This is a genomic window from Kosakonia sp. BYX6, assembly GCF_038449125.1.
In the GTDB taxonomy this organism is placed as follows: Bacteria; Pseudomonadota; Gammaproteobacteria; order Enterobacterales; family Enterobacteriaceae; genus Kosakonia; species Kosakonia calanthes.
Window position 1 is genome coordinate 3145036 of the sequence record NZ_CP151800.1, and the last position, 12030, is coordinate 3157065.

Genomic DNA, 12030 nt, shown 5'->3' on the forward strand with positions numbered 1-12030 from the left:
CATTCATCATTTACCTCAGTATTTCGCGTTGCAGGAAGGCAGCAAACCTGCAACGTGAAAGACGACGGTAAATTTACTCGATGCCCTGGCTACGCAGATAATCTTCGTAATTGCCTGAGAAATCGACCACGCGTTGCGGCGTAATCTCAATCACACGCGTTGCCAACGAGCTGACAAACTCGCGGTCGTGAGAAACGAAAATCAACGTGCCTTGATACATCTCCAGCGCCATGTTCAGCGATTCGATAGATTCCATATCAAGGTGGTTGGTCGGTTCGTCCATTACCAGGATATTCGGTTTATCCATCATTAACTTGCCGAACAGCATACGGCCTTTCTCACCACCGGAAAGCACCTTCGCTGGCTTTTTGATATCGTCCTGGCTGAACAGCAAACGCCCGAGGATGCTGCGCACCGCTTGCTCGTCGTCGTTTTCCTGTTTCCACTGACTCATCCACTCGAACACCGTCAGATCGTTATCGAAATCGGCAGCGTGATCCTGCGCGTAATAACCAATGTGGGCGTTTTCCGACCACTTAACCGTGCCGTGATCCGCAGCCAACTCACCCACCAGTGTTTTCAGCAGCGTGGTTTTGCCCACGCCGTTGGTCCCAAGAATGGCAACTTTTTCGCCGACTTCCAGCAGCAGGTCGACGTTTTTAAACAGCGGGCCGTTATCAAAACCTTTGGTGAGTTGCTGCACTTCCAGCGCGTTACGGAACAGTTTCTTGTCCTGCTCGAAACGGATAAACGGGTTCTGACGGCTGGAGGCTTTCACTTCATCAAGCTTGATCTTGTCGATCTGACGAGCGCGAGAGGTTGCCTGGCGGGATTTCGAGGCATTCGCACTAAAGCGGCTGACGAAGGATTGCAGTTCGGCGATTTGCGCTTTCTTCTTGGCATTATCTGCCAGCAGACGTTCACGTACCTGCGTTGCCGCCGTCATGTATTCGTCGTAGTTGCCCGGATACACGCGCAGCTCGCCGTAGTCGAGATCCGCCATGTGGGTGCAAACCATGTTCAGGAAGTGACGGTCGTGCGAAATGATGATCATGGTGCTGTCACGCTCGTTCAGCACCTGCTCCAGCCAGCGAATGGTATCGATGTCCAGGTTGTTGGTCGGTTCATCGAGCAACAGGATGTCCGGGTTGGCGAACAGCGCCTGCGCCAGCAGCACACGTAATTTCCAGCCGGGTGCGACTTCGCTCATCGGGCCGTAATGTTGCTCAACCGGAATACCGACGCCGAGCAGCAGTTCGCCCGCGCGCGCTTCTGCGGAGTAACCGTCCATTTCGCCATAGAGCACTTCAAGATCGGCGACTTTGTAGCCATCGTCTTCACTCATTTCCGCCAGGCCGTAAATGCGGTCGCGTTCCTGTTTCACTTCCCACAGTTCCGCGTGGCCCATGATCACCGTGTCGAGCACGCTGAACTCTTCAAAGGCGAACTGATCCTGGCGCAGCTTACCGATGCGTTCGTTCGGATCGAGTGAAACGTTACCCAGCGTCGGCTCTAAATCGCCGCCGAGGATTTTCATAAAGGTGGATTTGCCGCTCCCGTTAGCGCCGATCAGGCCGTAACGGTTGCCGCCGCCAAATTTGACGGAAATGTTTTCAAACAGCGGCTTGCTGCCGAACTGCATGGTGACGTTGCTGGTGACTAACACGGAGATATCCTGAAATATGTGACAAACGCCATATTATGCCACAATTCCGAATTAGATGCCCGCCCGCTGTCAGGCCGCTAAACTACAGCAAAAGGGGAAAAAAGTGTGATTTCGTAAACATCCGAATTCCCCTGGACGGTGGAATGCACATATAATGCGCTTCCTGCATTCTCAACCCAACGGCCAGTGTGGCAATAATCTCGCACAACATGAATATGAAATTAATGACTCTTTTCGCGGCGGCCTTTGCTGTCGTGGGATTTTGCAATAGCGCGTCTGCTGTTACTTATCCGCTGCCGACCGATGGCAGCCGTCTGATTGGCCAGAACCAGGTCGTCACTATTCCTGAAGGCAATAACCAACCACTGGAATATTTTGCGGCTGAATACCAGATGGGTCTGTCCAACATGCTGGAAGCAAACCCGGGCATTGACGCCTACTTGCCGAAAGGCGGCACTGTGATGAACGTTCCGCAGCAGTTGATTCTGCCGGACACCGTTCACGAAGGGATTGTGATCAACAGTGCCGAGATGCGTCTCTACTACTACCCGAAAGGCACTAACACCGTCATCGTGTTACCGATCGGTATCGGTCAGTTGGGCAAAGATACGCCGATTGCCTGGACCACCAAAGTCGAACGTAAGAAAGCCGGCCCGACCTGGACGCCGACGGCAAAAATGCATGCTGAATACGTTGCGATGGGTCAACCACTGCCGCCTGTTGTTCCGGCAGGCCCGGATAACCCGATGGGTCTGTACGCGCTTTACATTGGTCGCCTGTATGCGATTCACGGCACCAATGCCAACTTCGGTATCGGCCTGCGTGTAAGCCACGGTTGTGTGCGTCTGCGTAACGACGACATCAAATTCCTGTTCGACAATGTGCCGGTCGGTACGCGCGTACAGTTTATTGATGAGCCGGTAAAAGCGACCACCGAACCGGATGGCAGCCGTTACATTGAGGTTCATAACCCGCTGTCCACCACCGAAGCACAGTTCACCGGCGGCGAAATCGTGCCGATCGCGTTGACCAAAGCGGTGCAAACAGTGACGAACCAGTCTGATGTGGATTCGAACGTTGTCGACCAGGCGGTGCAGAACCGTTCAGGTATGCCGGTACGTTTGAACTGATCTGAGGTTTGATTGGCCGGTTGTTTAATTGACCGATAACGCTACGCTTATCGGGCCTACAACCAGGCCGACTAAACCATAAGCTGGATAAGGCGTCAGCCACCATCCGGCAGAAAAAAAACGGAGCGAATGCTCCGTTTTTTTATCCGTTATTGACCACAATAATGCCGCCATGATCGTAACGGTAATGGCAGTGCGCATACTCCAGCGGCGTGCCGTCTTCCAGATAGATAACCTGCTCTACTTCCAGCACCGGATCGGTCTCTTCGCAGTTCAAATATTGCTTATCTTCTGCCCACGGCTTCAGCGCACGAACAATGCGGTACGACCCCATAATTTTCAGCGCCAGTTCTTCCTGCACGTAACGAAACACCGAGCTTTCCAGATGCGCGCGGTTTAACCCCGGCACCAGGTTCACCGGCATCAGCGTGAATTCCAGCGACATCGGCTCCCCTTCAAGCAAACGCAAGCGGATAAAGTCATACACCGGCTCGTCCGGGCCAACCAGCAACGAAGCCTGCTCTTTTTCCGTGGGGAAACGCAACTCAAAACGGATGATTTTACTGGTGACTTCGCCGACATTTTCCCAGGTTTTGGTCGCGCCAAAATAGTCGCTTCCGGGCAAATCCCAGCGAGACAGTTGCAGGAAGTTTTTACGGATAAACGTGCCCTGCCCCTGGCGGGTGTAAACCAGCCCTTCGACAATCAGCTGGCGCATGGCCTGTTGGATGGTCATCCTGCTGGTATTGAACTCCGCTGCCAGCGCAAACTGGTCCGGCAGCGGGGCACTGGCAGCATACTGCTGGCTGAGGATGCGCCGTTTAATTTCACGCGCAATAGTAATGTATTTTGCCGCCATAGCCCGTCCCGGTCGCTTTAGTCTATCCCATTGTTTTTTAAGGCCACTCGCTCGGCAATCTTGAGGAAAGGCAGGTAGAAGAATACACCAAAGATGATGATTATCAACTGAACCACCACCGCCCGCCAGTCGCCTGCCGTTGCCAGCCAGGCGCTTAAAATCGGCGGCGTTGTCCACGGGATCATCACCACGCAGCGCGACATCCAGCCAAGTGTCGTACAGAGCCAGGCAAACCAAATACCGAGCGCGGGCAGCAGCACAAAGGGGATCATCAACGGCAGGTTGAAAACAATCGGCAGACCGAAAATCACCGGTTCGTTAATGTTAAACAGCCCCGGCGAAATGGCGAGCCGCGCGACCTGCTTCGCCGATTGCTGTTTAGCGAAGATAAAGATAGCAAGCAGCAGAGAAATGGTGCTGCCGGTACCGCCAATCATGCCGAAGGTCGGCACAAAAATGCTGTTAATGATATGGGGGATCGGCTGCCCGTTGGCAAACGCCAGCATGTTCTCGTTGGTGTTGATCAACAGCAGCGGTTCGAGGATCACGCCATTCACCACCGTCTGGTGAATACCCAGCGTAAACAGGAAGTTACCAAAGCTGTAAATAAACAGCGTGCCCGGCAAGCTGGTGTTGATCTGGCGCAACGGCTGCTGGATAAGCGTGGTGATCAGGTGGATCAAGTCGGTATGCAGCAGGTTCGCCAGCAGCGCCGCCACAATGGCGAACAAGGAGAGCGTAATAATCGTGGGGATCAGCGCCGAGAAAGATTTCCCCACCGCCGAGGGCACATTATCCCCCAGCGAAATGTTGAATTTCTTCACGCTCGACACGCGAATAAACAGCTCGGTCGAGAGTAATCCGATAATCACCCCGGCAAAAATCCCGGTTGAACCGATATTGATAAATGACAGCATCTGGCCGACGGTGACGGCGGTTTTACCGCCGACCGGCACCACATCCAACTGCATCGGCATCATGATAATAAAGCTGGACAGCGCGATGACCACCGCCGAAACCGGGTTGTCGAAGTTCTTATTGCGCGCCAGCGACCAGGCGGTCATTGGCGCAATCAATAAGGCGGCGATATTCAACGTGCCATTAATCACCGCTTCGCCCCACACCTTAAAACGCGCCAGCGTTTCCCCTTCAAACACCCAAGGGAAGATAACGTTATTGATCAGCACAGCCAGCCCGGCGAGGATAAAAATCGGCATCACAGCGGCGAAAGCATCGCGCAGCGATCGCAGATGCACCTGGTTCGCCAGGCGGGCGGAGAATTCAACGAACTTATCGACGAATGACTGCATATTCGGCGTGATTTTAGTCTCAGACATTGCGCTGTCCCCTAAGTGGCTTTACATGTCGCGCCCGTTGCTGCGTATCACTTGTTGCAGCCAGCGATAGCTCTTTTTCGGTACGCGTTTCATATCTTTCAGGTCGTGGTTTTCCCGGTTCACATACACCACGCCGTAGCGTTTACGCATATCGCCCTGCGAACTAAGAATGTCGATCAACCCCCAGCCGAGGTAGCCGATTACCTGCGCGCCGTCTTCAAAAATGGCGTCCTGCATCGCCTGAATATGGTCGCGGTGATAAGCGATGCGATACTCGTCATCCACCGGGTTTACGCCGTCCCACTCTTCAATTACACCGATACCGTTTTCAATCGGGAACACCGGCAAACGCCAGTCGTTGTAATAGCGGGTAATGATGGCGCGAAAACCGAGCGGATCGATTTGCCAGCCCCATTCGGTGGCTTCCAAATACGGGTTGGCTTTATCGCCCTGTTGCAGGTAGTAATTGACCGGGGTGTCGGGTGAGATGGCGTCGCTGTCCAGCGTTTTGCTCGCATAATAGCTGAATGCCATAAAGTCGTTTTTCACCCGTGCAATCTGCGCCAGATCGTCCTCGCGATAAATATCGCGGAACCCTTCTCTGTCCACCACCGCCAGCACTTCCGGGCTGTAGCCCTGCCCGGCGTAAACGCGCAGTAAGTTTTGGTTGAGGAATTCGTCATATTGTGTGGCGCAAAACACATCGCGCGGTTTACAGGTCGCCGGGTAGATCAACTGGTGCGCCAGCATGCCGCCCATCAGTTGGCCGGGCTGCGTTTCGTGCAGATAATGCGTCAGCAGCACGTGCGACATCATCACGTGATGTTGAATTTGATACAGCTCGCGCAGGGTTTTCTCGCCGTTGAGATAACCGCCCACCTGAAACGCGCCAGGCATGTGGTAAATATTCTGCTCATTGAAAGTCAGCCAGTACTTCACCCGGCTACCAAAGCAGTCGATCATCTTTTTGCCGTAACGCACAAAGGCATCTTGCACGTGACGGTCGGCGAAACCGTTGTACTGCTCGGCGAGTGCCAACGGCATATCGAAGTGATATAGACACACCATCGGTTCGATGCCGCGAGCCAGCAAATCATCAATAAAGCGGTCGTAAAAGGCGATGCCCTCTTCATTGAATTCGCCGTCGCCCTGTGGGCAAACGCGGCTCCAGGCAATCTGGAAGCGATAGCAGTTCATGCCCAGATCCTGCATCAGGTCAAAATCTTCGTGGTAACGGTGGTAAGAATCGGTGGCGACTTTCCAGTCGGAGGCGAATTCGCTGGCTTCGCGGATATCGTAAACCGACATCCCTTTTCCGCCCTCATTCCATGCACCTTCTGTCTGCATGCTGGATACGGAGTTTCCCCACAAAAATCCGGTCGGCAATGTTTTGCTCATCTCGCTTTCTCCATGACTAGTCATTTAGTGTATATGACTAGTCATATAGCCAATGGCGAAAAATCAGGCAAAGAAAGGAGTGCGGTTTTGTGACGGTTTTCGAAAGATTTGTTGGGTAGGCCTGCCTGTAGGCCGGATAAGGCGCAGCCGCCATCCGGCGGTTTTTGCCCGCCGGCGCGACGATCGCCGGATGGCGCTTAATGCTTATCCGGCCTACAGGTTCGTGGGGAAATAACTTACTGATTTTTCAATTGATCACGGCGATATCCGCCCTGGCGCTCTAACATCCAGCCGGGATATTCACGCGGTAACGCGCTGACTTCATCAAGCCGTTGCAGTTCGTCTTTACTCAGCTGAATGGCCGTGGCGGCAATGTTGTCATCCAACTGATCAGGGCGTTTGGCACCGATGATTACACTGGTCACCGCCTGCTGATGCAGCAGCCAGGCCAGCGCGATTTGCGCCACCGAAACGCCTTTGCTGTCGGCGATGGCGCGCATCACATCAATGCTGTCAAAAGCGCGATCTTTATTGACCGGCGGGAAGTCAAACTCCAACCGACGGCTGCCCGCTTCGCCCTTGCCATCTCGGTCATATTTACCGCTCAGCAAACCGCCCGCCAGCGGGCTCCAGACCATCAACCCGACATTTTCGCTTTGCATCATCGGCACCAGTTCGCGCTCCAGATCGCGCCCGGCGATGGTGTAGTAAGCCTGCAATGAGGAAAAACGCGCCAGCCCAAGACGTTCAGAGATGCCCAGCGCTTTGGCGATTTGCCATGCCGCCCAGTTGGAAACACCGATGTAGCGCACGTGACCGTGCTGCACCAGGTTATCCAGCGCGTACAGCATCTCTTCAATCGGCGTAGCCGGGTCGAAACCGTGCAACTGATAGAGATCGATATGATCCAACTGCAAGCGCTTAAGGCTCTCTTTCACACTGTTCATGATGTGATAACGCGAACTGCCACGCGAGTTCACGCCGCCGGTGCCGGTTTCGCCAAACACTTTGGTAGCGACAACGACATTTTCACGCGGGACTTTCAGGTTTTTTAACGCCTGACCGGTAAATTCCTCCGAGCGACCGCCGGAGTAGACGTTGGCGGTATCAATAAAGTTGATACCGGCATCAAGCGCCCGGCCAACCAGTTGCTCCGCCTGCGCTTGCTGTAATTTACCGATTTTTCCCCACATGTCCTCTTCGCCACCGAACGTCATGGTGCCAAGGCATAATTCAGAAACAAACAGTCCCGTGTTACCCAGTTTTTTGTAACGCATCGCGGCATCTCCTCTCTGTTTAGTTAACACAGACAGTTATACGCATTCCCTTCATGCGGCGAATGTGAGGATCCTGCCAGTTTCTTGCCCAATTCTCTGATTATCCGCGCGGCGCATCGCCAAATACTTTGTAATCAGGCAGTTGCACATTTTGATACGGTTCCCAGCCGCCGCCGAGCGCCTTGTACAACGCCACTAAGTCGAGGCTGCTTTGTACCCGCGCCTGCTCACGCTGCTGGCTGGCTTGCGCCAGTTGGCGTTGTGCGTCGAGCACATCCAGGAAGCTGGCAATACCTTTACGGTAGCTGTCGCTGGCGAGCGAAAAAGCGCTTTGCAATGCATCAAGTGTTTTATCAAGGCTGGCTTCCCGCTGCTGATCGGCGCGATAACTGACCAGCGCGTTTTCCACATCGCTGAGCGCGCTAAGCACTGTCTGGCGATAATTCAGTACCGCTGCGCCCTGCTGCGCTCGCGCCAGTTTGACGCTCGAAACCTGGCGACCGCCTTCAAAGATAGGGATCGAAATCTGCGGGCCGAAACTGTAGAAATGGCTGCTCCAGTCGGTCAGCCAGCCGCTTTCATCGTTGCGCAGGCCAAACTGGCCGCTCAGCGACAGGCTTGGGAATAACTGCGCGACCGAGACGCCAATTTGCGCGGTGGCGGCATGCAGGCTGGCCTCCGCTTCACGGACATCCGGGCGGCGGCGCGCCAGCGTGGAAGGAATGCCGGTTGGGACAATATCGGGCAACGCCGGTAATGGTTGTGAATTGCGTAACTCGCGGTCCAGCGCGCCCGGCGGTTTACCAAGCAGCACCGCCAGCGCATTCATCGCCTGGCGCTCCTGCGCCTGGTATTGCGGCAGTTGCGCTTCAAGGTTCGCGGCTTGCGCGCGGGCATTTTCCACGTCCAGTTGCGGAGATAACCCGCCCTTCTGTCGGTTTTCCGTCAAGGTAAAAGTTTGCTGCGCGCTGTCGATCTGCGTGTTCAACGTTGCGATAACGTTTTGCGCGCCACGCAGTTGCAGCCACGCGCGCGCGACTTCGGCTTCCAGCGACACCAGCGCATCGTTACGCTGTTCGATGGCTTGTTGCTGTTGTGCTGCAGCTGCTTCGACCTGGCGGCGGACTTTGCCCCACAGATCGAGTTCCCACTGCGCATCGAAACTGCCCTGATAGAGATTGATCGGCTGAGTTAAGGTGCCCAGCGCCTCGCGCACTGCCGGATCGGCATCTTCCAGTTGCCCATAAACATCATGCGCTTTCAGTTCGCCTTCCAGACCCAACTGCTGGCGAGTCGCTTGCAGCGAGCCGCTAACCGATGGTAAAAACGCGCCGCCGGCCTGATTAATTTGCTCACGCGCCCCGGCAATGCGCAGCACCGCCTGTTGCAGGGACAAGTTGCCAGCAATTGCCCGCTCGATCAGGCTATCAAGCTGCGGAGACTTGAACGTCTTCCACCAGCGCGGATTCACCGCCTGCGGCGTGGCCTGCGATTTTACCGCAGCATCACCCGGATCATTCCAGCGCGCGGGCGTTTGTGGTTTGGCCGCCTGGTAATCCGGCCCCACCGCGCAGCCTGCAAGACACAGAGACAGAAAGGTTATGGGGAAACGACGCCATGCCATATTAATGTGCTCCTGCACTGCCTTCGCTTTTGATCGGCGAAAGCAATAAACAAAATGGAATCAATAGAACCGCCACGACGCTCAATATAGTGAAGACGTCGATGTACGCCAGAAAGCGCGACTGGGCGACCATCTCTTTGTACATCTGCCCGGTGGCATTGGACAGTGGATCGCCCGCCAGACTGGTGAAATTGCGTATCGCGTCGGCCATTGAGCGCATCGCCAGTTGAAATTGCTCATTAAAAGGCGAGGTGTGTTCCGATAAATGCGACATGTGCGCCTGTGAGCGCTCGGTGATCGCCGCCGTCGATAGCGAAATGCCGACCGAGCCTGCCACGTTTCGGAACATGGTAAACAGCGCCGCCGCGTCAGCGTTAAGCTGCCGGGGAATGGTGATAAACGCGATGGTGGTGAGCGGCACAAACAGAAAACCGAGGCCGATCGATTGCGCACTGCGAAACAGCATCAGTGTTTCGAAGTCGATATCCGGCGTCAGTGTGCGCGACCACCAGAACGAGGCCGCCAGGCAGAAAAAGCCAAAGGCGATGATCCAGCGCGTTTGCACTATCGGCATCAATTTCAATACCAGCGGAATGGTCAGAACAATTAGCACCGCGCCGGGCGACAGCACCAGCCCAGACCAGGTGGCGGTATACCCGAGATCCTGCTGCGCCAACTGCGGAATGACCACCGAACTGCCGTAAAGGATCATCGCCATGCCAGCCATCAGCAAACTGGAGACGGTAAAGTTTTTGTCAGCCATACAACGCAAATCGACCACCGGCTTTTTGGCGTACAGCAGCCAGTAAATCGCTCCGGCGATCCCAACTGCCGTCAGCACGGCAAAGATGCGGGTGAAGTCCGACTGGAACCAGTCTTCATCTTCGCCGCGATCGAGCATCACTTGCAGGCAGCCCAGGCCGAGCGCGATAAAGCCAATTCCCGGCCAGTCGATGCTCAATTTCTGTTTGGATTTACGCTCCCACGGCGGATCTTCCAGCAACTGATAAATCGCCAACACCGTGACGATCCCCACCGGAATATTGATAAAAAACACCCAGCGCCAGGAGTAGTTATCCGTTATCCAGCCGCCAAGCGTCGGCCCTAAAACCGGGGCGACGATAATCGCAATAGACGATAGGCCAAAAGCTTTGCCTCGATCTTCGGGTTTGAAGTAATCCAGCAACACCGATTGCTGCGTGGGCTGCAAACCACCGCCGAAAAAGCCCTGCAACACGCGGAATAGAATGATTTGCCAAAGCTCGGTAGCGATGCCGCACAGGAACGAGCAGACAGTAAACATCACGATGCAAATCAGGAAAAACTGCTTGCGCCCAAAAGTGCGGCTCAAAAACGCGGAAATCGGCAGCACGATACCGTTCGCCACCAGGTAGCTGGTCAGCACCCAGGTGGATTCGTCATAACTGGCAGAGAGCGAACCGGCGACGTGCGGCAGCGCCACGTTGACGATAGTGGTATCGAGGATCTCCATAAACACCGCGAGGGTGACCACCCACGCCACCGCCCACGGGTTACTGGCCGGTCGCCAGTTATCGTGACTGTGATCGGTCATTCCACGGTAACCTTCGGCTCAACGGAAAGCCCCAGCGGCAGCGGCGTGTTCGGATCCAACCCTTTATCGATAACGATTTTCACCGGCACGCGCTGGACAATTTTCACAAAGTTACCGGTGGCGTTTTCCGACGGGAAGGCGGAGAACTTGGATCCGCTACCCTGCTGGATACTGTCGATATGCCCTTCCAGTTCGAGATCGGGCCAGGCGTCCACTTTGACACTGACTTTGTTGCCCGGACGCATGCGCTCCAGCTGCGACTCTTTAAAGTTGGCGACCACCCACACTTCCGGTGACACCAGCGAAAAGAGCGCGGTACCGGCCTGCACCAGCGTGCCGTTTTGCACATTACGTTTGGTGACATAACCGTCGAATGGGGCGCGAACATTGGTCCACGACAAATTCAGGTTGGCGGTTTCAAGCTGTGCTTTGGCTTGCGCCACCTGCTGTTGACGCGCTTCGACGTTGGTTTCCTGCTGGCGGATCTGCAACTGAACTTGTTCAGCCACTTCCAGTTGTGCCTGGGCGCTGGCAAACTGCGCCTGGGCACTACGCAACTGCGCATTGGCGCTATCAATATTTTGTTGGGTGGTGGCGCGAGGATCGACGCCGCGCTGACGGCGATACGCCGCTTCAGCATTGGCCAGATCCGCTTTCGCTTTCAGCACTTGCGCACGCGCTTCATCGCGCTGCGCCGGGTACTGTACTTTCGACAGATCCAACTGTGCTTGTGCCTGATGAAGTTGCGCGGTCGCCAGACCTAATTGTGCCTGAGCCTGATCGCGCTGAGCTGTCGCGTCGCGCGGATCGATAACCACCAACAAATCACCTTTTTTCACCCGCTGGTTGTCTTTCACCCGCAGTTCCGTGACATAACCCGCCACTTTCGGCGCAATAGTGACGGCATCACCATCGGTAAAGGCATCGTCGGTGGTTTCTTCATTACGGGTTAATAGCCACCACACCAGCGCAACAATCACCATCACCCCGACGACGATAGCGAGGATAATCAGTGGCTTTTTACCGGGGCGTTTGCGGGTGTTTCCGTTTTGTTGTTCGTTTTCGCTTTCCTGAACATCTTCAGGATGAGTTGAGTTTTCTGCCATAGTTTCGCAACGTTCCTGTCAGGTAACGGTACCAAAGGTGCACCGTTACCTAAAGTTAGG

At 55.0% G+C, this 12030-nt stretch carries 9 protein-coding genes; 1 reads left to right on the plus strand and 8 read right to left on the minus strand.

All coding sequences use genetic code 11. The features are described from left to right. Positions 1 to 73: 73 nt before the first annotated feature. Positions 74 to 1666, minus strand: a complete 1593-nt coding sequence (locus tag AAEY27_RS14755) for an ABC-F family ATPase (protein WP_342321399.1) — start codon at positions 1664 to 1666, stop codon at positions 74 to 76. Between the two features lie 209 nt (positions 1667 to 1875). On the opposite strand from AAEY27_RS14755, the gene ldtB reads away from it, so the two are divergent. Next, positions 1876 to 2796: a L,D-transpeptidase gene (gene ldtB / locus AAEY27_RS14760; protein ID WP_342321401.1), complete on the plus strand. Its 921-nt coding sequence runs from the start codon at positions 1876 to 1878 to the stop codon at positions 2794 to 2796. Between the two features lie 142 nt (positions 2797 to 2938). On the opposite strand, the gene AAEY27_RS14765 is transcribed toward ldtB, so the two are convergent. The 7 genes from AAEY27_RS14765 to AAEY27_RS14795 form a co-directional block, all read right to left on the minus strand. After that, positions 2939 to 3655: a GntR family transcriptional regulator gene (locus AAEY27_RS14765; RefSeq protein ID WP_342321403.1), complete on the minus strand. Its 717-nt coding sequence runs from the start codon at positions 3653 to 3655 to the stop codon at positions 2939 to 2941. 17 nt (positions 3656 to 3672) lie between these two features. After that, the gene (locus AAEY27_RS14770; RefSeq protein WP_342321404.1) at positions 3673 to 4992 is read right to left on the minus strand and encodes a PTS sugar transporter subunit IIC; all 1320 of its coding nucleotides are present in this window, start codon (positions 4990 to 4992) and stop codon (positions 3673 to 3675) included. A 21-nt stretch (positions 4993 to 5013) separates the two neighbouring features. Further along, positions 5014 to 6390: a glycoside hydrolase family 1 protein gene (locus tag AAEY27_RS14775; protein WP_342321405.1), complete on the minus strand. Its 1377-nt coding sequence runs from the start codon at positions 6388 to 6390 to the stop codon at positions 5014 to 5016. Between the two features lie 236 nt (positions 6391 to 6626). Further along, positions 6627 to 7667 (minus strand): aldo/keto reductase, encoded by a 1041-nt coding sequence (locus AAEY27_RS14780; RefSeq protein WP_342321407.1) that lies wholly within the window; start codon positions 7665 to 7667, stop codon positions 6627 to 6629. 100 nt (positions 7668 to 7767) lie between these two features. Next, positions 7768 to 9291, minus strand: a complete 1524-nt coding sequence (locus AAEY27_RS14785) for an efflux transporter outer membrane subunit (RefSeq protein WP_342321408.1) — start codon at positions 9289 to 9291, stop codon at positions 7768 to 7770. 1 nt (position 9292) lies between these two features. After that, positions 9293 to 10864 carry a DHA2 family efflux MFS transporter permease subunit gene (locus AAEY27_RS14790; protein ID WP_342321409.1) on the minus strand — a complete coding sequence of 524 codons (1572 nt, stop codon included), beginning with the start codon at positions 10862 to 10864 and terminating at the stop codon, positions 9293 to 9295. Then, on the minus strand, positions 10861 to 11970 hold the full coding sequence (locus AAEY27_RS14795) for an HlyD family secretion protein (protein ID WP_342321411.1): 1110 nt from the start codon (positions 11968 to 11970) through the stop codon (positions 10861 to 10863). The genes AAEY27_RS14790 and AAEY27_RS14795 overlap by 4 nt, the downstream gene beginning before the upstream one ends. Positions 11971 to 12030 lie beyond the last annotated feature (60 nt).

What these genes read in the sequence shown, in the direction of transcription:
- AAEY27_RS14785 (WP_342321408.1), bottom strand. Translation starts at nt 9,291, where the DNA reads ATGGCATGGCGTCGTTTCCCCATAACCTTTCTGTCTCTGTGTCTTGCA.
- AAEY27_RS14770 (WP_342321404.1), bottom strand. Translation starts at nt 4,992, where the DNA reads ATGTCTGAGACTAAAATCACGCCGAATATGCAGTCATTCGTCGATAAG.
- AAEY27_RS14765 (WP_342321403.1), bottom strand. Translation starts at nt 3,655, where the DNA reads ATGGCGGCAAAATACATTACTATTGCGCGTGAAATTAAACGGCGCATC.
- AAEY27_RS14775 (WP_342321405.1), bottom strand. Translation starts at nt 6,390, where the DNA reads ATGAGCAAAACATTGCCGACCGGATTTTTGTGGGGAAACTCCGTATCC.
- AAEY27_RS14795 (WP_342321411.1), bottom strand. Translation starts at nt 11,970, where the DNA reads ATGGCAGAAAACTCAACTCATCCTGAAGATGTTCAGGAAAGCGAAAAC.
- AAEY27_RS14780 (WP_342321407.1), bottom strand. Translation starts at nt 7,667, where the DNA reads ATGCGTTACAAAAAACTGGGTAACACGGGACTGTTTGTTTCTGAATTA.
- AAEY27_RS14790 (WP_342321409.1), bottom strand. Translation starts at nt 10,864, where the DNA reads ATGACCGATCACAGTCACGATAACTGGCGACCGGCCAGTAACCCGTGG.
- ldtB (WP_342321401.1), top strand. Translation starts at nt 1,876, where the DNA reads ATGAATATGAAATTAATGACTCTTTTCGCGGCGGCCTTTGCTGTCGTG.